A 23,298-nucleotide genomic window follows, 5' to 3' on the forward strand; every position below is an offset into this window, starting at 1 on the left:
GCCAATCAAGAGGGATTTTCTTAAAGTCCTTGGTTTTCCTCAAATCTCGTTTGTACCTAAATTAATGTATTTCCTTGATGTGAGATAATCGAATGGAGAAAATATTTTGATTTTTATCCGTTAAGGACAGGGTTTGTTCATAAAGGTTCAGTTTATACATATGGCCCTTGCAAGTTTCTAAAAACCCATCTTTAAAATAAGTGATTGTCATTATGCCATTTTTTTTCAATGATTTTAATATCATTTGATCATCTCCTTCCTGTCTGGTTTATAAAAGTAATTTTTATGCTAGCAATCCATTATTTATGATAAATAGTAAGAAAGCTAGTGTAATAATCGGTTGTATAACATATAGTATACACCAATAATTGCAAACGCTTTCATCTATATATGAACGTTGTGTGAAATTATCATTTTCTGTAGGATGCATTATATTATAGATTGACCTTCAAAGTAGCAATAAATAATAGAAGAAACTCATCAAAATGAAGCCTTTGTTAAACGAAACAAAGGCTTACTTCTATGTATAGAGGCTTTCACCTTCTAGTTAATAATTAATAATATTTTAAGCTGACTCAACGATTCACGAACAATTCTTTGTCCGTAATTTTTTTTCATACATTCAGAGAAAACGACTAATTTAAATTAGAATATTCAGATTATTGGTGGTGACTCTAACAATTGATTCGTATTATTACTTAGGTCTTTTTATGACTCCCGGTTAATAAAATTTGAAAGATGGTTTTTTTTAAGGGGGATTTAGCTATGACTGAGAATTCACAAGAATTTAATATGAGAATAGCATCTGGAATGTTTGTTGCGCGTTCATTAGATGAAATACGTTTTTGGTCAAGAATTATGAAAGAACACTCTTTATTTCTTAGGCTAGGATTTAGATGTGAAGATACACAGTTAATTGAAGAAGCTAATCAGTTTTATCGATTGTTTGAAAGGATTGAACAGCAATCACATTCATTTACAAATCAAACCGATCCAGAACAAATTAAAAGATTTAATTCGGAAGTCCAACAGGCTGCAACAGGTATATTCGCATTTAAGCGAAAAGTATTAGGACTGATACTAACCTGTCAATTACCAGGAGCAAACAATTTTCCTCTTTTAGTGGATCATACAAGTAGAGAAGCCAATTATTTTAGAAAAAGATTAATTGAATTAAACGAAGGGAAATTGAAACCACTACCTGATGCTATCATTAAAGAGAATGTTTTCTTTTTAAGAATAATGGCCGACCACGCTAAATTTATTGGACACTTACTTGACCCATCGGAAAGAAAGCTTGTAGATATGGCGAGAAACTTTAGCAATGATTTTGATCAATTGGTCTTTCAGGCTACTGATTTAGAGTCTATGAAACCACAATCACAGACCGTTCCTCTCTTGGATCAGTTTCTTGATCAGAATCGAGTGTCTGTAGTATCACTGCGAGATTTTAAGAAAACTGCCCGGGATCTAATTGAGGAATGTAAAATTAAGAGTATTATCCATCCTCTTTTGGCGGATCATGTTTTCCGAGAAGCCGAACGATTCCTTGCAATTATTGATATGTTTGAAGCACATTTGATGGAAGAAAAATAGCAACCTAAATAAGTTACAAATGTATGGAAAATTCATTCCTTAATTAAGAACTAGCGTTTTTTTTTTGTCTTATATTGATTAAGAAGATTATGTAGGGAAATTCATCATAGAGATGAAGGAATCAACCAATTTGAACGATAACAGTCGATCTTTGAAGCAAATATAAAGTTGAAGTTTGGATAAAACCATCATTGATGAAGTTGCAGTAAGGGTAAGGGGGAGGAATTTCCCCTTTTTTTGATTCGTGTGGATTTACAACTATAAGAAGTACTTCCATAGGTATTAAAGAAAAAATCCACTAAAGTAAAAAATATGATTAGGAAATAATGACCTTTACCGTGTTTGCTTAAGGAAACTTTTTTTGACAGATGTTATTTCTATGGACTAACAACAAAAGATTGCTATAGACCCACCCACTTAATGCTTGGTAATATAATCAAGTGTTATATTTGGAGGGGTAGCCATGGAACAACAGAAGTATAATGAGTTAAAAATGGGTGAACGGGGAGTTATCCTTAGTATCTGCACTTATATATTTTTATCTGCTGCAAAGTTATTTATAGGTTATTCAGCAGACTCAGAAGCTTTAAAAGCAGATGGGCTAAACAATTTGACTGATATCATTGCTTCGATCGCAGTTCTAATAGGTCTGAAAATAGCACAAAAGCCGGCTGATGAGAACCATCCATACGGTCATTGGAAATCCGAGACTGTAGCATCGATGGTTGCTTCTTTTATTATGGTGGCTGTTGGTATTCAAGTTTTATATACAGCTATCTCTTCGGTATTCGAGGGAAGAAAAGAATCTCCTGATTTAATCGCAGCATGGACAGGCATGTTCTGTGCAATAGTTATATATTTCGTATATCGATATAATAGGAATTTGGCGAAGAAAATTAATAGTCAATCAGTAATGGCTGCAGCAAAGGACAACCTTTCAGATGCCTGGGTAAGTATAGGTACGGTAGTCGGAATTATTGGTTCTCAATTTAACCTTGCATGGCTTGACCCTGTAGCAGCTGTTATCGTAGGTCTATTGATTTGTAAAACTGGTTGGGATATTTTCCGAGAAGCTTCACTTAATTTGACAGATGGTTTCGATGAAGAACTGATAGAAACTTATAAAAAAACCATTCTTAATACCTTTGGTGTAAAAGGAGTTAAGGATATCAGAGCAAGGAATTACGGTAATAATACTGTTGTAGATGCTGTTATTCTCGTTAATTCTACTTTGGAAATTAAAGATGCACATGACATTTCTACAAAGGTTGAAAATGTATTAAAAACCGAACACGATGTCTATGAGGTTCATATTCATGTAGAACCGAACTAAAAAGCCGATTATTAAGAAGTGACAAATTGTATGGTACTTTACTGTGTGGTAGTCGGGCATCTTTTGACAATAGTGGATGATGATTAGAAGGGTTTTCCCCCTTTTTTGAGACTCATATAATGTAGTGATCGGACAAAATTGTTGAAGGCGTTAAACGATTGAAAAAACTGTGTGGCAAAACAAGCAAAACTAAAAAAGCAGTGGATGTCTTGTGAGGGGAAAATCCAATTAGTTGGATTTGGCACATTTGAAGTGCGCGACTGAGCAGCCTGAACGGATAGAAACCCACAAACAGAAGAAGAAATACATATTGCAACTTCAAAAGTTCCCGCTTTTAAAGCAGGTAAGGAATAAAAAGAAGCTGTTAAATAAATTTATTTAATGATAATCGTGAAAAGGGCTCTGGAGATGATATAGTCACCAGAGTTTTTTTGTTTATGTAATTTTTTATTTAAGTGTACTTTTGAAATTTATTATCACTTTACTTAATCTTTACCTTTACAATTTTCCCTCCGGCTTTTTTACCTGCCTGTTCCAATAATTTCGCAAATTTTTTCTTTGTCTCTGTATCCTTCTTAATCTTTTTCATTTTTATATCCCTCGCAATTTAATATTCTTGCTAAATAGTATGACCATGGAAAAGGGAATTCATACTTTATCCGGTTCTAATGCTTGCTTTTCCCCACTATATTGTTAGTAAAGTGGAAAACTGACAAAGTGACCTTAAGGTATTTTCCCATTTTTGCAGAATGTGAGGAGAGAGGAGGGAGGGGATGTCGTCTTTGAACCCTTTTTTCAATGAATGGAAGAAAACGAATCCTAAAGAAAAAGTTATTCAAAAAAAATCTTTGGAAAATCCATCACATCAAATAACGTCGGTGAGAAAAGTGAGAAAGGACAAGCAGCATGATATTAAATTCCCTGTAGATTATGTTATGAAGGTCAAGCTCCGGACGCTTTGCCAAGCATTAAGCCCCAAATATCATCAAAAGACGGGAAAGCCTTTGACACAAACGGCCTGTAATACTTTGTTGCTGCGGTTTGGACTAGCAAGGTGGAGGGATGTGGATTATGTTATGGATTACAAAGACACGAAGGAATATATGCATACCTACCTATTGGAAACGGAATATGGTCAAAAAGGGGGCTTACATGAAATCGCGATTTTGAAGGATCTTTCTGATCGTAGAGTCGTTTATTTCATGATCCATCATGCTGTTTCCTGGCTGGAAAGAGGGGGTTCCGTTGAAGAAATCCTATAGTCAATTCAGTCTTCTATCGAACAAGCTGCTTTATGGGACTAAGGAAAAAAAGGGTTTTTTAGATTACCTATTGCCTAAATATAGGTATCTACAGATTGTGGTACCCTATTATGAATATTTGAGAGGTGAGGTATTCGTTGAAGACATTAAGGACTTGTTTGAAGAGGCGCCTCAAAATTTGACACTGTATCACCTGATTGCCCTCTTGTATTTTGATTTTCTGGAACAAGTGAAAAAAGGAGCCAAATATGACCAGCTATGTTCCTTTTTGATTTCTTCCAAGAAAAAATTTCTTCAACGCCCGATGATCGAAAAAAGGGTGTTGAAACAGGTGACAACCAATCTTTTCTCTTTTGAGCAAAGGGAAGAAGAGATGGAGGTAACATCAGAAGAAAAACAAGCGGAGATTACACTTCGGATCAAGGAGTCAGAGATTTACCGGGGAGAGGTCTTTCTTCATGACATATCACCGTACTTAATGGATGAAGAACTCACTGTCGAGGATTTACTGGTGATTTTGTTTATGGACTTTCTACAAAGAATTAAAGAAAAGGGAAACTCCAGTCAAACCATGAAGGCCATTTTATTGAACTATGAGGATTATTTTTAATGAGAGAGCAGAGGACAATCATGAAAAAAGGATAGGTGTTAACCACTATCCTTTTTTTTATGGACTTATACACATTGAATGAAAGAATAAATGGGTCATTAAATCATTTATGTAGGTTACTTTATTGTTCAAGCTCATTTGACCGTACATATTGGAGTAATGTTTTTCTTAGTTTGAATCCTTTCAAAAAAGGGAAAAGTCCACCACTTATATTCTCAAACCTCATAAAATATTGAAGGTCGAATTAGAATTAAGACTAAGGTTTAACTTGTTTGTATTCAAAATAATAAAATTAGTAATCTTTATGTATAGAAGAGTGGTTACATGGGAATCATGAGAATAAGCAAATAGAAAAGAGGGGGGAAGACAAGGATTTAATTAATAATAATAATCTCCAAGTTACTTAGTATAATAGAAAAAAGGTTAAGGAGTTGGTTTCGTATGGAGAAGCAATTGCCTGGAACACCACTAGAACCTGAAGTGATGGCTGAAATGGTTTTAAAAAAGGCTCTCAGCGATTACAGGAAAGCCCAAATTGAAAAAAAAATCGATGAATCATTGAAAATGCGTAATAAGGAAGAGTTTATTCGTTTAACAGATGAATTAAAGAGTATTTCTTAAACTTTTGTACGCACAAAGTAAAAACGCATACAGAAATTTTTTTATAAAAAATAAGGCTCACAATGTAAGAAATCCTTGAATTGGTTTGATTATTAAAGTTTATAGTAGGAATATTGAAATATCCATTAAGGAACAAGGCAAGAAAAAATAAAAAAGAAGCGCAGTCGCACTTAAAAAGCTGGTGAGGTTAAATATTATTTGATATTCCTTTACCTTCAGTTTGGATGGACATAAAATTTTATTATGAGAAACATTCTAAGTAAATAGGAATCTATAGTATTATAACATTTTACATTGTAAGCGCTTTCTTGTATAATTATGATAATCAAATGGTGTGGAACCATAATGGGGTAAGTAGACCGAGGTAGGGTCTATCTTCATAATGATCTTTTAGTTTCACTAATTTTTGTAAATATTTATTGTAAGGATATGAATTAAGATAGCAATAGATGGCTGTCTCAAAAATAATAATTAATTGAAAATCGGGTAAATTTGTGAAAAGCAATTTGACGGTATAAGAGAATGAGAGTTTGTGCATCATCAAGATGAAATGGAAGTTGCGAAGGGGGGAAAAGAAATGAAAAAAAATGGTGTTTCGTTAGCCGAATTTGTTCAGGAAGATCGATTTGAACTCAACTCCTACCTTACTTCTTTATTTAACAAACTTAATGACTATGTCCCCAAAAGTCTTAAAGATAAAAGAAATCAATAACAATTAAGCAACAGGAAATAGTGACTCAGGAAAAGCTTTTAAACTTCCTGGGTCACTTTCTTTATTATTGATTCTTGGTTAAGGATGCATGAACCTATTTAGATTGCATCCCCTGGTCTTATGTTATTCTTAGCAGGAATTAGTACAGTATTATGTTAATTAGCATTCGTTTATTTCATTATTTTCAGCAAAAATATACCCTAAGGGAATTCTAAAAAATGATCAGCCATTGAAATTTAGAAAGATATTTTAAAATAAATAAAAAAACAAAGGAATGGAGGGATCCAAACAATAGATTTACCTTCACTAAAATATCAGCTTTCCTGATGAATTGCCTTATTTCGTTAACACTGTTTTTCTCAGATTAGGTTTGGCTCTTGTTATCCCTAATCGATTCTCTTTCTCCTGCTATAGTACTTTTTGTGTTCACTTATTAGCAAGTTTTTCAGCATGCTCTATGCCCTATGTTGTAAGAACAGAACATTAATAAGAAGTTTAGAGATTAGAAGTCATGTAGATAGAAAGCTTTATATAAGGATGAATTTAAAAAAATGGAGGAGAAAAGGTTCTGATAATGGATTTTATCCAGGAGGATTGATTTGAACTACACCATATGTTCGATCAGGGTATAGCTTAATTAGTGAATTGGGAAAGCATGGGGAGCAGCTGGTGATGTTTTTTAAAAGAGCAGAATATTCAAGGTAAATGAACCTAGTAAATTAGTATTTGAAAATATCAATATCGAGATTGGATTTTACATCGTGCAATTGTATACAACACAATCAAGATAGTCCTTACCTACGAATTCATCTCCATATAGATGTCATGGTACTCTAAGTATTCATACTTAATTTCCTTTTAGTTATCGGTCCTCTGAATCGACAAAAAGAGGATGTTTGTTTAAAAAAATACAAAAAAGTGTTTACAAGGAAAAAAATTCATTGTAGTATTTCCTTATAAAGTAAATGAAATCGATTTCATTTTTCGATTTACCGTATAGGCAACCTGTATTCAGGAGATAAAGTGTCTAAACGCTTGAGGTAATTATAGTCATGTCGCAATGATTCTTATATTTTGCTTCAAAAAAAGAAAAGGTAATTTAATAAGGCTATTAGGATTTTGAATCAATAGTAACCGATCTGAGTTTTGGAAGCTTTCTTTTCAATTAGAGATTTAGAAGATAATGAAATCGATTTCATTACTAGCCTTATTACAAATTGAGTCTATAACTACTAAACTATTACCGTTGAAAGTAAGAGATCTATTTGTTTGGTCTAAAAAAACCTGACAAAGAATTAAAATGCGGATGGTATTTAAAGTTAAATGAAATCGATTTCATTTAACCTTTAATCACAAAAGACTGATAATTTCGAAAAAACAAGGAGGAAAAAAGCATGTCATCAGTAACACATGAGGTTAAAAAATTAAAAAACTACATAAATGGTGAGTGGATTGAATCCACCTCAAAGCAAACGGAGATCGTCGTTAATCCTGCAACTGGTGAGGCGATTGCCGAAGTGCCACTTTCAACTAAAGAAGATGTGGATCGTGCAGTTCAAGTTGCGAATGAAGCGTTTAAAAAATGGTCGCAGGTAGCCGTTCCAAAAAGAGCTCGCATATTGTTCAAATATCAGCAGCTCCTAGTAGATAATTGGGAGGAACTTGCGAAACTTGTTACCATCGAAAATGGAAAAAGTTTATCAGAATCAATCGGTGAAGTACAGCGAGGCATCGAGTGTGTGGAGTTTGCCGCGGGTGCACCTACACTTATGATGGGCAAACAGCTTCCAGATATTGCGACAAACATTGAATCGGGTATGTATCGTTATCCAATCGGTGTAATTGGCGGTATCACACCGTTTAACTTTCCGATGATGGTCCCTTGCTGGATGTTCCCACTTGCAATTGCATGTGGCAATACATTCGTGTTAAAGCCATCTGAGCGTACACCACTTCTTGCAGCACGTATTGTTGAACTGTTTGAGGAAGCGGGTCTTCCTAAAGGTGTATTGAACATTGTAAATGGCGCACATGATGTGGTAAACGGGCTTCTTGAACATAAAGATGTGAAAGCTATCTCATTCGTTGGTTCACAACCAGTTGCTGAATATGTTTATAAAACAGGTACGGCCAACTTGAAGCGCGTTCAGGCACTTGCAGGAGCAAAAAACCACTCGATTGTCTTGAAAGATGCCAATCTTGATATGACAGCAAAAGAAATTACAAGTGCGGCTTTCGGCTCAGCTGGTGAACGTTGCATGGCAGCTGCTGTTGTTGTAGTAGAAGAATGTGTAGCGGATGAGTTAGTTGAAAAATTAAAAAAGGCTGCAGATACCATTACAATCGGTAATGGCCTAGACGACGGCGTTTTTCTTGGACCAGTTATCCGGGAAGGGGCTAAGCAACGGACTATTAGCTATATTGAATCCGGTGTAGCGCAAGGGGCGACCCTTGTACGTGACGGCCGTAAAGACGAGGCCGCAAGTGGAAATGGTTACTACCTTGGGGCTACGATTTTTGATCATGTAACACAGGAAATGAAAATTTGGCAAGATGAAATTTTCGCTCCGGTCCTCTCCATAGTCCGTGCGAAAGATTTAACAGAGGCCGTTGAGATTGCGAATGCATCCGCTCTTGCTAATGGCGCTTGCCTATATACAGACAGTGCAGCTGATGTACGCCAGTTCCGTGAAACAATTCATGCGGGTATGCTGGGCATTAACGTGGGGGTTCCCGCACCTATGGCATTCTTCCCATTCTCTGGATATAAAGATTCATTCTATGGTGACCTTCATGCAAACGGGACAGACGGTGTGGAGTTCTACACTCGAAAAAAAATGGTGACTGCACGCTACGTGAAGTAATCGTATAAATCCCATAGAAAATAAATGAAGTCTGGTCCGTTTAGATACGGGCCAGATTAATCCAATTTTTTGCCTGAGAAACAAGGAGGTACATATGAGCAAATTACTGAAAAAACCAGGAAAACTTGAGGTTGGTGAAGGTGTTACAGTTGTTCAGGAAGTAACGAAAGTAAATTCTCCATTAGAATTTGTTGAGTTTAAAATAGTTGAGTTAGCTTCACACTCTAAATATTCAGAATCATTAAATAAAACGGAGTGTTGTATCGTCGCTTTGACTGGAAAGATCAACGTGACAGTAGGCGAAGAAACATTCCACGATTTAGGCACACGTGAAAGTGTGTTTGAAAAGGTGCCGACGGACAGCATCTACATATCGAATAACAACCATTTTCAAGTAGAAGGTATAACTGAAGCCCGCGTAGCACTATGTTATTCCCCTTCTGAAAAGCAACTTCCGACCAAATTGATTAAAGCAGAGGATGTTGGTGTTGAACAACGAGGTATTTTGAGTAATAAACGGATGGTGCATAATATTTTGCCGGATTCGGATCCGTCAGCGAACAGTCTTCTTGTGGTCGAAGTCTACACAGAAAGCGGCAACTGGTCGAGCTATCCTCCGCATAAACATGACCAGGACAACTTACCAGTAGAGTCGCAATTAGAAGAGTCTTACTACCATGAAATGAATCCACCTCAGGGTTTTGTCTTCCAGCGTGTTTATACGGATGACCGTTCGATTGATGAGACCATGACTGTCGAAAACGGAGATGTTGTCCTTGTACCGGCGGGGTATCATCCGGTAGGGGTACCGGATGGTTATGAATCTTATTACTTAAATGTCATGGCTGGCCCGACGAGGACTTGGAAATTCTACAATGATCCAGATCATGAATGGATCTTAAAGCGGTAAAAAAAAGAAGGAGCTGTTAATTGGATGAACTATACATTTAGTACCGACAAGGAGTTTGACTTGATTGCTATCGGCCGTGCCTGCCTCGACTTAAATGCCAATGAATATAATTGCCCGATGGAAGATACCATGACGTTTACAAAATATGTGGGCGGTTCACCTGCCAATGTTGCCATTGGCAGTGCAAAATTAGGTTTGACTGTTGGATTCATCGGCAAGCTTGCGGATGACCAACACGGACGATTTATCGAGCGGTATATGCGCGAAGCAGGCGTGGATACATCAAATATGGTGATTGATCAGAAGGGGCATAAAACGGGACTAGCATTCACAGAAATCAAAAGTCCTGAAGAATGTAGCATCCTTATGTATAGAGATAACGTAGCCGACCTTCATTTAGCGCCTTCAGAAGTAAACGAAGAATACATCAAAAAATCAAAAATTCTTCTTGTTTCTGGAACGGCCTTAGCGCAAAGCCCATCACGTGAAGCTGTGTTAAAAGCGGTCAGTCTGGCGAAAAAACATCATGTAAAAGTCGTATTTGAATTGGATTACCGTCCGTATACCTGGAATTCTATTGAAGAAACCTCTGTTTATTATTCTTTAGTAGCAGAGCAATCAGACATTTTGATAGGCACGCGTGATGAATATGATGTAATGGAAAACTCTGAAAAAGGTACAAACGAAGAGACTGTCCGTTACTTGTTTAACCATTCCGCAGATCTAGTGGTCATCAAACATGGTGTCGAGGGTTCATATGCTTATGCCAAATCGGGCGAAGTATTTCAAGCGAAGGCTTATAAAACGAAAGTATTAAAAACCTTTGGCGCAGGAGATTCATATGCTTCCGCTTTCTTATATGCATTAGTGAGCGGCAAAGAGATTGAAAGCGCCTTAAAATTTGGCAGTGCTTCTGCTTCAATAGTAGTAAGCAAACATAGCTCTTCTGAAGCTATGCCAGTTGTAGAAGAAATTGAGGAACTAATTGCCGAACGAGTGTAAGCAAATTATCTACATAGAGGTGAGCAAAGGATGGGAAAAGTGAGGTTAACAACAGCCCAAGCTTTAATTAAGTTTTTAAATCAGCAGTATATCCACGTTGACGGTGAAGAGTATCCATTTGTCGAAGGGATTTTTAATGTATTCGGTCATGGAAATGTCGTTGGAATTGGTCAGGCCCTTGAACAGGATGCGGGCCACTTGAAAGTGATTCAAGGAAAGAATGAGCAAGGAATGGCACACGCAGCAATCGCCTATAGTCGCGAAATGCTCCGCCGTAAAATTTATGCCGTTACCACATCGGCCGGTCCAGGTTCTGCTAACTTAATAGCGGCAGCTGGTACAGCACTTGCTAATAATATTCCTGTCCTTTTGCTCCCGGCAGATACATTTGCCACACGCCAGCCTGATCCGGTGCTTCAGCAACTTGAGCATGAGCACAGTACGGCGATAACTACTAATGACGCTTTTATGGCGGTATCAAGATATTGGGATCGCGTCACTCGTCCAGAGCAGCTCATGTCAAGTCTGATTCGTGCATTTGAAGTGATGACCGATCCTGGAAAAGCGGGTCCGGCGACGATTTGCATCTCGCAGGATGTAGAAGGAGAAGCATTCGATTACGATGAACGATTTTTTGATAAACGCGTTCATTATTTGGATCGGAAAGCGCCAGTGGAACGGGAACTGAATGGAGCTGCAGATCTGATTAAAGCAAGTAAGAAGCCAATCATTATCGTCGGAGGAGGAGCAAGGTATTCCGGTGCACATGATATTTTAATCAAGCTATCAGAAAAGCATAACATACCACTTGTGGAAACGCAGGCTGGTAAATCAACGGTGGAATCATCTTTTACTAAGAACTTGGGCGGAGTGGGCATTCTTGGTACAATGGCTGCCAATAAAGCAGCCCGCCAGGCAGATCTCGTAATTGGTGTCGGGACACGTTATACAGACTTTACAACGTCTTCTAAAACTGCTTTTAATTTTGAAGACACTAAGTTTTTGAACATTAATGTCAGCCGTCTTCAGACATATAAGCTAGATGGATTTCAAGTCGTCGCGGATGCAAAAATAGCGCTTGAGCAACTTGAGGGGTTACTAGAGGGATACGAAACAGAATTTGGTGAAATGTTTGCAGAATGGAAGGAAGATTGGCTTACCGAACGAGACCGTTTGAGTAGAGTGACATTCAATCGTGAAAATTTTACACCTGAAATTAAAAGCCAATTTTCACAGCAAATCTTGAATGAATACTCAGATGCATTGAAAACTGAATTGGCACAATCCACTGCGATGATCGCAATTAATGATACAGTCAATCCGGACAGTGTGGTCGTCGGTTCAGCCGGATCACTTCCGGGGGACTTGCAGCGTCTCTGGCATTCGACAGTTCCGAACACGTACCATCTTGAATATGGCTTCTCCTGCATGGGCTACGAAATTGCAGGAACTTTAGGAGCGAAGCTTGCTCATCCGGACCGGGAAGTCTATTCAATGGTAGGAGACGGCAGTTTCTTAATGCTCCATTCTGAATTAATCACGGCCATTCAATATAATCATAAAATCAATATTTTATTGTTTGATAATTCAGGCTTTGGCTGTATTAACAATCTGCAAATGGAGAATGGTAGCGGCACTTATTGCTGTGAGTTCAGAACACATGACAATCAAATTATGAATATTGATTACGCAAAAGTGGCAGAAGGATACGGAGCCAAGACTTATCGGGCTAATACTGTTGCTGAATTGAAAGCCGCTTTGGAAGATGCAAAAAAACAATCAGTATCTACATTAATTGAAATGAAAGTACTTCCGAAAACAATGACAGATGGCTATGACGCTTGGTGGAATGTTGGTGTGGCAGAAGTTTCTGAACAAGAAAGTGTTCAAAAGGCATATGAAGCGAGGCAAGAAAAATTAAAGACCGCCAAACAATATTAAAAGGAGGAATTCAGAAAATGCAGGAGATTTTATGGGGGATTGCCCCAATTGGTTGGCGTAATGATGACATTCCGGAAATAGGGGCTGAGAATACCTTATCCCACCTTTTAAGCGATATTGTCGTGGCAGGATTTCAGGGGACAGAAGTAGGTGGTTTCTTCCCTGAACCAGCCGCCCTGAATAAAGAACTTCAGCTTCGAAACTTAAAAATCGCTGGTCAGTGGTTCAGCAGCTATATCATCCGCGATGGTATCGAAAAAGCAGAACAGGATTTCCATAAGCACTGCCAATATTTACAGGCTGTCCATGGGGATGTGGCGGTTGTATCCGAACAGACTTACAGTATTCAAGGTGGAGAGATCAATGTATTTAAGGGAAAACCTTACTTTACAGATGAAGAATGGGGAATATTGTGTGTCGGACTAAATAAGCTCGGGAAAATCGCGAGTCAGTACAATTTGAAGTTGGTATATCACCATCATATGGGGACAGGAGTTCAGACATTGTCTGAAATTGATCGTCTTATGGAAAACACCGAAAAAAACTTGGTTCATTTGCTATATGATACTGGACATATTTATGTATCAGATGGTGAGTACATGACACTGTTAAGAAAGCACATTGACCGCATTGGACATGTCCATTTTAAAGATGTAAGACATAAGGTCCTGGAGAAGTGTCGGAAAGAAGAAAAATCGTTTCAAGAGTCTTTTTTAGCTGGTATGTTTACAGTCCCTGGTGACGGTTGCGTTGACTTTGTGGAACCTTTTCATACACTCCTTGACCATCAATATAAAGGGTGGATTGTTGTAGAGGCTGAACAAGATCCATCTGTTGCCCATCCATTAGAATACGCGTTAATCGCTCGCAAATATATAAATGACAGATTGCTCCTAGTTCAAGATTAAAAACTAGAAAGAAGTGATTCATTTGAATAATGAGGGAAATCAAATGGCATTCTTACGCAAGATTATTATTATCTCGACGTTAGGCGGTCTTTTGTTTGGATATGATACAGGTGTTATTAATGGCGCATTGCCGTATATGTCAGAAGAAGACCAACTTAACCTCAATTCACTTACGCAAGGTATTGTTGCCAGTTCACTTCTTTTAGGCGCGGCACTTGGAGCGTTTTTAGGAGGCCGGCTTTCGGATTATGCTGGTCGCCGAAAAAATATTCTTTTCCTTTCGATACTCTTCTTCTTTTCTACGATTGGATGTACGCTTGCACCGAATGTTACGGTCATGATAGCTTGCCGTTTTCTACTCGGACTTGCTGTTGGGGGAGCATCTGTAACCGTTCCGACTTATTTGGCGGAAATGTCTCCTGCTGAACGACGTGGACGAATTGTTACTCAGAATGAATTAATGATTGTAAGTGGGCAGTTGCTCGCATTTATCTTCAATGCCATTCTTGGTACAACAATGGGCGACAGTTCTCATGTATGGCGTTACATGCTGGCTATAGCGGCACTTCCAGCTATCCTTCTTTTCTTCGGAATGCTCCGGTTGCCTGAAAGTCCAAGGTGGCTAGTATCAAAGAAGAAAAATGCCGAGGCTCTGAACGTTTTGAAAAAAATACGCAATACAAACCAGGCAGAATCAGAATATCAGGGAATTAAAGAAACATTCGTTGAAGAAACCAATGTTAAGAAAGCTACATATAAAGATTTAACCGTTCCATGGATACGGAGAATTGTTTTTCTCGGAATGGGGATTGCCATTGTCCAGCAAATAACAGGCGTCAACTCGATTATGTACTATGGTACCCAGATTTTAAAAGATGCAGGTTTTGCAACAAAAGCTGCATTGATTGGAAATATTGCAAACGGTGTCATCTCCGTTTTGGCCACGTTCTTCGGTATTTGGCTACTTGGTAAAATTGGGCGTCGTCCAATGCTTATATCTGGATTGATTGGAACAACGACGGCCCTTCTATTGATTGGCATCTTCTCTTCCCTCCTTGAAGGAACGGCTGCTCTTCCATATGTTATTTTATCTTTGACTGTTACGTTTCTTGCCTTCCAGCAGGGAGCCATTTCACCGGTTACTTGGTTGATGCTTTCAGAGATTTTCCCACTTCAAGTACGTGGGCTTGGTATGGGTGTTACCGTATTCTTCCTTTGGATAGTGAACTTCCTAATTGGTTTAACGTTCCCGGTTTTACTTGATAAAGTCGGATTGTCTACAACATTCTATGTCTTTGCGATTTTAGGTATATTGGCTATCACATTTGTGAAAAAATGTTTGCCAGAAACAAGAGGGCTTACACTTGAACAGCTTGAACAAAACTTCCGTAACCATGGAAAAGATCCTGTTAAAGAAATAACAAAAATAGTATAAGAGATACAGGTTAATTGGCATAAATGCAGATACGTATAATAGGAGGAATATAATCATGACATTAAATATTGGCGTAATAGGAACTGGAGCAATAGGACGGGAGCACATTAAAAGAATTACAAACAAATTATCCGGCGGGAAAATTGTCGCTGTAACCGATGTGAATGAAGAAGCGGCGAAGCAGGTCGTAAACCAATATGGACTTGAGGCGGTCGTGTATCCGGATGACCAATCACTTGTATCAGATGAAAACGTGAATGCTGTGCTTGTGACAAGTTGGGGACCAGCCCATGAACAAAACGTATTGAATGCGATTGAAGCCGGAAAATATGTGTTCTGTGAAAAGCCACTAGCGACAACAGCGGAAGGTTGCAAGAGAATTACCGAAGCGGAAATGAAACACGGGAAGCGTTTGGTACAAGTTGGTTTTATGCGCCGTTATGACAGCGGTTACGTACAATTGAAAGAAGCCATTGATAGAAATGAAATTGGCGAGCCGCTCATGGTCCGTTGCGTACACCGCAATCCAGAAGTGGATGAGAACTACACAACGGAAATGGCGGTCGTTGATACATTGATTCATGAAATTGATGTATTGCACTGGCTAATCAGCGATGATTACAAATCCGTTCAAGTAATTTACCCGAAGAAAGCAAGTCGTGCGCATGCTAACTTAAAAGATCCTCAAATCATCATATTGGAAACGAAAAGCGGGATTGTTATTCAAGCAGAAGTATTCGTAAATTGTAAATATGGCTATGATATCCAGTGTGAAGTCATTGGTGAAGACGGTGTTGCGTATCTTCCTGAACCGGCAAGCATCGTTACAAGGAAAGGCGCAAAACGCAGCACGGACATTTTAATAGACTGGAAAGATCGCTTTATGGATGCGTATGACATAGAATTGCAGGATTTCATAGATTCTATTAAACAGACAGGTCAGCCAAATGGTCCGACTTCATGGGACGGATACATTGCAGCTGTAACAGCTGATGCTTGCGTAAAAGCACAGGAATCAGGCCAAAAAGAACCGGTTGATCTGGCTGAGAAACCTGATTTTTATACGGGGAAAATCACAGTACAGTGAACTTCGTAACACAAACTAAGTGGTGTTGTGGTAAAAATAATTACATTCAAATTGGAGGAAACGACGATGAAACTAGCATTAGATCCAACGATGTATGCCAATTTATCTTTAAAAGAAATGGTCGATAAAACGGCGGAATTAGGCTATGAATATATCGAACTATCACCGCGTGAAGACTTTTGCCCATTCTATAAATATCCTAAAGTAGATAAAGAACAGATTAAAAATTTGAAGCGCTGGTGCAGCGACGCGGGTGTGAAGATCTCATCCTTGCTTCCACTTTACTACTGGGCTGGTCCTGATGAGGACCGCCGCCAGGCTGCAGTTCGCAACTGGAAACGCGCCATCGAAGTGGCAGTGGAATTGGATGTTGATTTGATGAACAGCGAATTTAACGGTTCTAAATTCAATGAAGTTGTATGTGAAGAAAAATTCATTAAATCAATGGATGAGCTCATTCCGGTTTTTGAGAAAGAAGGCGTTAAACTGAACTTACAGGCGCATCCATTCGATTTTATCGAAACACATGAAGGAGCGATGGATATGATTCGTGCCCTTGACCGCTCATGGATCAACCTTGTATATTCAACCGCCCATACGTTTTTCTACGATGATGGAAAGGGTGATATTGCCCCAATGTTTGATTCTGCCGGTGATCGCCTACAACACGTATTGTTTGCCGATACATTCAATCATAAAGCATCCAACGGACTCCGTTATATCGTCAACCCTCCAGGTGTTGAAGCAACCGTTCACCAGCACTTGAACATCGGCGAGGCAGAAGTTGACTTTGATACGATCTTCAGAAAGCTGAATGAAATGAATTTTGATGGTATTGCTACAAATGCAGTATTTGCTTGGATTGACAAAGCAGACTGGTCAAGTAAGCTTATGCTCCAAAAAATGAGAGACGGATTAGGTTTAGCAGAAAGAATTGGAGGTTGACATAATGAAACTTTGTTTTAACCAAGCGACGACGCTTGAGAATTCCAACTTGGACAAAGATCTCAAGTACTGCGAAACACATGGTTACGACTATATCGAAATCCGTACAATGGATAAATTGCCTGAGTACTTAAAAGAACGCTCAATTGATGAACTAGCTGAATTTTTCAATACGAATCATATTAAGCCACTTGCTTTCAACGCTCTTGTATTTTTTAATAATCGTGATGAAGTCGGCTATAAAGCGATTATCGATGAGTTTAAAAAAATGATGGTTATGGCGGAGAAGCTAGGTGTGAAATACGTAGTGGCGGTTCCACTTGTAACAGAAGATAAAATTTTGAAAGAAGACATTAAAAAGAGCTGTGTCGAAGTGTTAACGGAGCTATCTGAGATCGCAAAACCGTACGGTGTGAAAATTGCGGTGGAATTTGTTGGCCATCCACAATGTACAGTAAATACATTCGGTCAGGCATACGATATTGTTGAAACTGTCAATCGTAACAATGTTGGATTAGTGCTCGACTGCTTTCATTTTCATGCAATGGGATCTAATTTGGAAGACCTGAAAAAAGCGGATGGATCGAAAATCTTTATTTTACACATTGATGATACAGAGGATTTTCCAATCGGTTTCCTGACAGACCAAGACCGGGTGTGGCCGGGGCATGGCACTATAGATTTAGACAGTATATTATCTACATTGAAAGAAATCGGTTATTCTGACGTTGTCTCTGTTGAATTGTTCCGTCCGGAATATTATGAACTAGATGCAGAAGAGGCCATTAAAACAGCAAAAGAAACAACAATCCAAGTGATTTCAAAATACTTTGCGCTTCAGACTGTGTGAGTGAATCATGATAATTTCGGGAAACAGAGGTGATAGAATCATGCCTTTAGTATCAATGAAAGAGATGCTTTTAAAAGCAAAAGCAGAAAATTACGCAGTGGGACAATATAATATTAATGGTTTGGAATTCGCCCAATCGTTTTTACAGGCAGCCGATGAAGAACGCGCGCCTATTATCCTAGCGGCTTCTGACCGGCTTGTCGATTATCTTGGCGGATTTAAGACGATTGCTGCTATGGTGAAAAGTCTTATAGAAGAAATGAACATTACTGTTCCAGTTGCCCTTCATCTTGATCATGGAGTGAATGTGGAACGGTGCAAGAAAGCGATAGATGCCGGATTTACATCCGTCATGATTGATGGTTCCCACCATCCAATTGATGAAAATATTGAAATGACCAAGCAGGTTGTCGACTATGCCCAGCAGAGAAACGTTTCTGTTGAAGCGGAAGTAGGAACCGTCGGAGGGACGGAAGATGGGCTCGTCGGTGGAATTAAGTATGCAGACCCCAATGAATGTATGCGGATTGTAAAAGAAGCGGAAATTGACGCACTTGCAGCTGCTTTGGGTTCCGTTCATGGTCCATATCAGGGAGAACCGAAACTAGGCTTCGAGGAGATGCAGCAAATTACCAACATGACGAACGTACCTCTCGTTTTACATGGAGGCTCAGGCATTCCGCTACACCAAATCAAAAAAGCGATAGAATATGGGCATGCTAAAATAAATGTCAATACAGAAAGCATACAAGTCTGGTCAAAAGCGATTCGGGAAGTTTTAGCAGCTGAGGGAAAAGTGTACGAGCCACGTTCTATTATAACACCTGCAAAAGCAGCTGTTATCGCTGGCGTAAAAAGTAAAATGTTTGAGTTTAACACAAGCGGAAAAGCGTAAGTTAAAAAGGTGTTCCCAATTACCGTTGCGGGCACCTTTTTGTATATGCCATGTTCAGAAATATCGATTAAAATGATTTTGCATAAAGTGGAAGTGATGATGCATTGAATACGTTACATACAGTCCCAAATAGGTTTTTATTTTTAGTACTTTCTTTTGTCTTTTGGTTTTCACATTTTATTTATGTTCCTATTTTATCGCCTTACCTTGAATCAATGGGAGGAGATTATACATTTATCGGCATTGTATTAGGTAGTTATGGACTAATGCAATTTCTCTTCAGGCTTCCATTTGGCATATTTTCTGATCTTGTAAAAGTAAGAAAGCCTTTTATCATCTTTGGAATGGTTGTCAGTACGTTGAGCTGCATGACATTTGCATTGACTGATAGTTTAGGGTGGATCCTATTATCCCGCTCGCTAGCGGGTGTTGCCGCAGCAACGTGGGTAGCGTTTACTATTTTATTTTCTAGTTATTTTGCTGAACGTGACCTTCACCGCGCTATGGGCAGTATCTCGTTTGCTGTAGTCACAGCACAGCTTCTTGGAATGATGGTCAGCGGATATATCGTTGATGAATGGGGGTGGCACGCGCCGTTTTGGATTGGCGGAACTATCGGTTTAGCTGGTATCGTCCTTTCACTTTTTATTTTCGAAACGAAAGAAAGGGTTCAAAGAGAGCCGGTTAAATTGAAGGAACTGGTATCTGTTATGCGTGAACCGGTGCTTTTAAAAGTTTCATTTCTATCGATTTTGGCGCATAGCATTATTTTTACGACAATGTTTGGTTTCACCCCGACGTATGCGTTAAAAATCGGACTGCAAACGAGTGATATAGGCATTATTATCTTTTCATTTATGATTCCTCATGCCATTGCCACCTTATTTAGCGGGAAAATATTTGTACCTCTATTCGGTCAATGGAAGTTACTGAAACTAGCATTCGGTCTTACAGCCATTTTTACATTCTGTACGCCATTTATTGATACAAAAGGGATGCTTTGTTTGTTTCAAGGATTGACTGGGTTCTCATTAGGCATTCTTTTTCCATTGTTTTTAGGAATGGCGGTGGAGTCGATTCCCCTTGAAAGAAGAGCGACAGCTATGGGGGCATATCAAGCAATCTATGCGTTCGGGATGTTTGCAGGTCCTTTTATTGCTGGAGTTTTGAATTCATATCTCGGGATTTCAGCAGGGTTTTATTTCTCGGGATTATTAGCTTTCGTCGCTGTGTTTTTTATAATTGTATGGAATCACAATGAAAGTACAGCAAATGAACAAAAATTGAAATTGAATGGATAAAGCAGAAGTGGAGCATTAACTGATGAAGATTGGTATAGTCACAGATATTTTGGGTTACATGCCATTTGAAGAGATTCTTGATACATGTGTGGATTTGGGGATTAAAGCGCTGGAGTTAGGGTTCGGCAATTGGTCGAAAGCTCCACATATCAATTTGGAGGCATGGTCGGCATGAATTTTGACCCGAGTCATTTATTTTAGATGGGCGGTGACCCCATTTCTGCTCTAAGAGAATTAGGAAGCGCGGTGAATCATGTTCACGTGAAAGATGTCCGGTTAGAAAGAGGAATATATGGTGTCGAGGGATTGATTGATGTTAAATCAATGGAGCGCTTCGGCGACCGGACATGGAATTACGTTGCGCTCAGAAATGGGCATGACATTGGCTAGTGGAAAGAGTTTTTTACTATCATTAAAATGATAGGTTATGAAGGACCGATTGTTCTCGAAATGGAAGATTTAACAATGAACCCATTAACAGGCGTGAAAAAATCTATGAATGTTTTGAAAGAAACGCTCCGAGTTAATTAGATATTTAAACATAATGTCTAAATTAATTTATAATAGACTTAATGAAAATGATAAATAGATAAAATAGGCAGGTGGAGATTAGAATATGAAAATGAGCGATGTGGCGAAATTGGCCAACGTATCTCCTGCAACCGTTTCAAGAGTGCTCAGACAGCCAGATTTAGTCAGCGAAGATACAAAACAAAAAGTGCTGCAGGTGATTGAAGAGATGAATTATAAACCTCACATGATTGCCAGTCAGTTTAGAACGAAAGAGACAAAGATTATTCTAGTTGTTGTTCCGGATATCACAAGGCCCTTTTTTTCCGAAGTGCTTCGAGGCATTGAGCATACAGCTGTTGAAAATGGCTATCAGGTTATTTTGGGAGATACGGAAAATGATATCGAACGGGAAAAAGAATACATTGATTTGCTGTACAAAAAGCAGGCGGACGGAGCACTGCTACTAACGGCAAGAATGAATAAAGAGAGCTTGGAAAACCTTTCAAATCAATTTCCGATTGTGCTGGCGTGTGAATACGTTGATGGGCTGGATATTCCGACTGTCTCGATTGACAACGTTAGTAGTGCTAGAAAAGTAACAGAACATTTAATTAAGCTAGGACATACACAAATTGCCCATATTACCGGACCCATGAACATCATCCTTAGCCGGGATCGTCTGGGAGGGTTTAAGCAGGCAATGATGAATCATCAATTAAAGGTCAACCCGGAATTTATCCAAGAAGGGGATTACGGCATCGACTCTGGTTATGACCAGATGGTGAAACTATTATCGCTGGAAAACCGGCCGGAAGCAGTGTTTGTCTTTAATGACGAGATGGCCCTGGGAGCCGTTAAAGCCATACAAGACCATGGATTAAGCGTTCCAGAAGATATTGCAGTCGTGGGTTTTGATAACTTGAAGATAGCCTCGATTTTTAGTCCTCATATTACGACCATTGATCAGCCTAAATATGAAATAGGAAAAAAAGCGACGAATTTATTGTTGACCTTAATGAAAGGCGGAACGGTTGAAAAGAAAAAATTTGTTCTGAAGGATGAGTTAATCATTCGGGAATCATGTGGTTCCAAAATGGAGAAAAGCATAAATGCCTAAAATGTTTTGACAGATAGCTTTTGCCATAAAATTAAGGGCTTCCTTTATGGGTAGCCTTTTTTGGTCCAAAATAAATTAAAGAGAAAAATTATAGAATTTATACTATTCACCAAAAACCTCGATAGAATATATTCAATCTGTGAATCTAGGTCGGTTTCAATTTTTTCTCCTAGATTTACTGTCTAAATGATGGCTTTTTTGTCTTCGTAAACCTTTGCCTACTTTTGTTATGAGAAAAAGGGGAACATTGATTCAACTATTCGTAAAATCTTGATTTTACGAATAGTTGGATATAAGAAAGATGTTTGGTATAATATTCTTATAATCATTAGGGAGCGTGCCTTATGAAAACAGAAATGTTTCAAGCAATTCAAGATTTCCTAATAAGCAAAATCAATCCGACTTTCATTATTGTTTTTGGTTCTTATGCTAAAAACTCTACACATAAAGAGAGTGACATTGATGTGGCATTCTATTGTGAGAATCAGTCACTTACTACATATGAAATATTCAGACTCGCTCAAGATTTAGCGGATAACTTAAAAATTGAAGTTGATTTGGTTAATCTTCGTACAGCGTCAACTGTTTTCAAAGCACAAATTTATACTACCGGTACGGTTATTTATTCAAAGGATGAAACAATACTTAAAAACAATCAAATGACTGCCCTTAGCATGTACGCAAAATTGAACGAGGAACGCGAAAATATTTTAAAAAAAATAGGTGAAAGCGGGTCTATTTATGAAAAATGATGTGATTTTAAACAAAATCAGTGTTATTGAACGCTGTATCAACCGCGTTAAGGATGTTTATGCGAACGACCCAGAAAACTTAAAAGACTATACGAAACAGGATTCTATTATCCTCAATATACAACGTGCATGTGAATCCTCTATCGACTTGGCCATGCATATAGTAGCTGAACAGCGTCTTGGATTGCCTCAGACCAGTAGGGATGCCTTTGATATGCTGCAGACTCACTCGATTATCGACGAAAACATAGCCAAACGCCTTAAAGCTATGGTTGGATTTCGAAACATTGCAGTACATGATTATCAAACCCTTAATTTAGACATCTTGGAAAAGATCGTCGATAACCACCTCGGTGATTTTACGGATTATACAAAACAAATTCTATCTTTTAATTAAGGGGGTTCGATGAGATACAAAATTCGAGACTATCATATTAATACCAATGACGAAGCAACAACGGTACGTGAAATTTTTGAATCTAGAGAAGCGGTTGAAGTAGCTATAGCGGATCTAATATCAAATACCCTGGTGGATATGGTTATGTCAAAGTGCCGGATTTTTAAAAATGATTTCACGTTCTTTTCACATCCATTTATACGTAAAAATTGTATTTTACGCAAAAATGATAAATTTTAACAAAGGA

24 protein-coding genes and 1 pseudogene are annotated in these 23,298 nt (G+C 38.4%); 24 read left to right on the top strand and 1 reads right to left on the bottom strand.

Annotated features, from left to right (window positions below; all coding sequences use genetic code 11):
* Positions 1 to 61: 61 nt before the first annotated feature.
* Entirely contained in the window at positions 62 to 244 is a 183-nt protein-coding gene (locus RE409_RS30090; RefSeq protein ID WP_056521496.1) for a YolD-like family protein, read from the bottom strand.
* 521 nt (positions 245 to 765) lie between these two features.
* Between RE409_RS30090 and RE409_RS30095 the strand changes: the two genes are divergently transcribed.
* The 24 genes and pseudogenes from RE409_RS30095 to RE409_RS30210 all read left to right on the top strand — a co-directional run bounded on the left by RE409_RS30095 (position 766) and on the right by RE409_RS30210 (position 23,291).
* Positions 766 to 1,596 carry a DUF2935 domain-containing protein gene (locus RE409_RS30095; RefSeq protein ID WP_201184471.1) on the top strand — a complete coding sequence of 277 codons (831 nt, stop codon included), beginning with the start codon at positions 766 to 768 and terminating at the stop codon, positions 1,594 to 1,596.
* 463 nt (positions 1,597 to 2,059) lie between these two features.
* Entirely contained in the window at positions 2,060 to 2,929 is an 870-nt protein-coding gene (locus tag RE409_RS30100; RefSeq protein ID WP_201225660.1) for a cation diffusion facilitator family transporter, read from the top strand.
* Between the two features lie 219 nt (positions 2,930 to 3,148).
* Positions 3,149 to 3,283, top strand: a pseudogene (locus RE409_RS30105) (HU family DNA-binding protein); the annotation flags it as partial.
* Between the two features lie 419 nt (positions 3,284 to 3,702).
* Complete coding sequence (locus RE409_RS30110) at positions 3,703 to 4,191, top strand: hypothetical protein (protein WP_201225659.1); 489 nt, start codon at positions 3,703 to 3,705, stop codon at positions 4,189 to 4,191.
* The gene (locus RE409_RS30115) at positions 4,175 to 4,801 is read left to right on the top strand and encodes a hypothetical protein (RefSeq protein WP_201225658.1); all 627 of its coding nucleotides are present in this window, start codon (positions 4,175 to 4,177) and stop codon (positions 4,799 to 4,801) included. Before RE409_RS30110 ends, RE409_RS30115 begins: the two co-directional genes overlap by 17 nt.
* Before the next feature lie 441 nt (positions 4,802 to 5,242).
* Positions 5,243 to 5,422, top strand: coding sequence for an IDEAL domain-containing protein (locus tag RE409_RS30120; RefSeq protein ID WP_056521479.1), 180 nt, complete (start codon positions 5,243 to 5,245; stop codon positions 5,420 to 5,422).
* A 577-nt stretch (positions 5,423 to 5,999) separates the two neighbouring features.
* Positions 6,000 to 6,134, top strand: coding sequence for a hypothetical protein (locus RE409_RS30125; RefSeq protein ID WP_260398231.1), 135 nt, complete (start codon positions 6,000 to 6,002; stop codon positions 6,132 to 6,134).
* 1,394 nt (positions 6,135 to 7,528) lie between these two features.
* Positions 7,529 to 8,998: a CoA-acylating methylmalonate-semialdehyde dehydrogenase gene (locus RE409_RS30130; protein ID WP_201225657.1), complete on the top strand. Its 1,470-nt coding sequence runs from the start codon at positions 7,529 to 7,531 to the stop codon at positions 8,996 to 8,998.
* A 94-nt stretch (positions 8,999 to 9,092) separates the two neighbouring features.
* Entirely contained in the window at positions 9,093 to 9,908 is an 816-nt protein-coding gene (iolB, locus tag RE409_RS30135; protein ID WP_201184464.1) for a 5-deoxy-glucuronate isomerase, read from the top strand.
* Positions 9,909 to 9,932: 24 nt separating this feature from the next.
* The gene (iolC, locus tag RE409_RS30140; RefSeq protein WP_201225656.1) at positions 9,933 to 10,910 is read left to right on the top strand and encodes a 5-dehydro-2-deoxygluconokinase; all 978 of its coding nucleotides are present in this window, start codon (positions 9,933 to 9,935) and stop codon (positions 10,908 to 10,910) included.
* 30 nt (positions 10,911 to 10,940) lie between these two features.
* Positions 10,941 to 12,851 (top strand): 3D-(3,5/4)-trihydroxycyclohexane-1,2-dione acylhydrolase (decyclizing), encoded by a 1,911-nt coding sequence (gene iolD / locus RE409_RS30145; RefSeq protein WP_309559646.1) that lies wholly within the window; start codon positions 10,941 to 10,943, stop codon positions 12,849 to 12,851.
* Between the two features lie 17 nt (positions 12,852 to 12,868).
* Entirely contained in the window at positions 12,869 to 13,759 is an 891-nt protein-coding gene (gene iolE, locus RE409_RS30150) for a myo-inosose-2 dehydratase (protein WP_201225653.1), read from the top strand.
* A 22-nt stretch (positions 13,760 to 13,781) separates the two neighbouring features.
* Positions 13,782 to 15,194, top strand: coding sequence for a sugar porter family MFS transporter (locus tag RE409_RS30155; RefSeq protein WP_201225651.1), 1,413 nt, complete (start codon positions 13,782 to 13,784; stop codon positions 15,192 to 15,194).
* 55 nt (positions 15,195 to 15,249) lie between these two features.
* A complete protein-coding gene (locus tag RE409_RS30160) occupies positions 15,250 to 16,281 on the top strand; it encodes a bifunctional inositol 2-dehydrogenase/D-chiro-inositol 1-dehydrogenase (protein WP_201225649.1) in 1,032 nt (343 codons plus the stop codon).
* A gap of 66 nt (positions 16,282 to 16,347) precedes the next feature.
* The gene (locus RE409_RS30165) at positions 16,348 to 17,226 is read left to right on the top strand and encodes a sugar phosphate isomerase/epimerase family protein (RefSeq protein ID WP_201184453.1); all 879 of its coding nucleotides are present in this window, start codon (positions 16,348 to 16,350) and stop codon (positions 17,224 to 17,226) included.
* 4 nt (positions 17,227 to 17,230) lie between these two features.
* Positions 17,231 to 18,076, top strand: coding sequence for a 2-keto-myo-inositol isomerase (gene iolI, locus RE409_RS30170; RefSeq protein ID WP_201184451.1), 846 nt, complete (start codon positions 17,231 to 17,233; stop codon positions 18,074 to 18,076).
* A gap of 40 nt (positions 18,077 to 18,116) precedes the next feature.
* Positions 18,117 to 18,971: a class II fructose-1,6-bisphosphate aldolase gene (fba, locus tag RE409_RS30175; RefSeq protein ID WP_201225812.1), complete on the top strand. Its 855-nt coding sequence runs from the start codon at positions 18,117 to 18,119 to the stop codon at positions 18,969 to 18,971.
* A gap of 104 nt (positions 18,972 to 19,075) precedes the next feature.
* A complete protein-coding gene (locus RE409_RS30180) occupies positions 19,076 to 20,272 on the top strand; it encodes an MFS transporter (protein ID WP_201225811.1) in 1,197 nt (398 codons plus the stop codon).
* A gap of 22 nt (positions 20,273 to 20,294) precedes the next feature.
* Positions 20,295 to 20,447 (top strand): hypothetical protein, encoded by a 153-nt coding sequence (locus RE409_RS30185; RefSeq protein WP_242485517.1) that lies wholly within the window; start codon positions 20,295 to 20,297, stop codon positions 20,445 to 20,447.
* 26 nt (positions 20,448 to 20,473) lie between these two features.
* Complete coding sequence (locus tag RE409_RS30190) at positions 20,474 to 20,662, top strand: hypothetical protein (protein ID WP_242489198.1); 189 nt, start codon at positions 20,474 to 20,476, stop codon at positions 20,660 to 20,662.
* 226 nt (positions 20,663 to 20,888) lie between these two features.
* A complete protein-coding gene (locus RE409_RS30195; RefSeq protein ID WP_056521440.1) occupies positions 20,889 to 21,902 on the top strand; it encodes a LacI family DNA-binding transcriptional regulator in 1,014 nt (337 codons plus the stop codon).
* A gap of 344 nt (positions 21,903 to 22,246) precedes the next feature.
* Positions 22,247 to 22,654 carry a type VII toxin-antitoxin system MntA family adenylyltransferase antitoxin gene (locus tag RE409_RS30200; RefSeq protein ID WP_201225810.1) on the top strand — a complete coding sequence of 136 codons (408 nt, stop codon included), beginning with the start codon at positions 22,247 to 22,249 and terminating at the stop codon, positions 22,652 to 22,654.
* The gene (locus tag RE409_RS30205) at positions 22,644 to 23,051 is read left to right on the top strand and encodes a type VII toxin-antitoxin system HepT family RNase toxin (protein WP_201225809.1); all 408 of its coding nucleotides are present in this window, start codon (positions 22,644 to 22,646) and stop codon (positions 23,049 to 23,051) included. The genes RE409_RS30200 and RE409_RS30205 overlap by 11 nt, the downstream gene beginning before the upstream one ends.
* Positions 23,052 to 23,060: 9 nt before the next feature.
* Positions 23,061 to 23,291: a hypothetical protein gene (locus tag RE409_RS30210; RefSeq protein ID WP_201225808.1), complete on the top strand. Its 231-nt coding sequence runs from the start codon at positions 23,061 to 23,063 to the stop codon at positions 23,289 to 23,291.
* Positions 23,292 to 23,298 lie beyond the last annotated feature (7 nt).

The sequence above is a fragment of the Peribacillus sp. R9-11 genome (assembly GCF_031345095.1).
In the GTDB taxonomy this organism is placed as follows: Bacteria; Bacillota; Bacilli; order Bacillales; family DSM-1321; genus Peribacillus; species Peribacillus butanolivorans.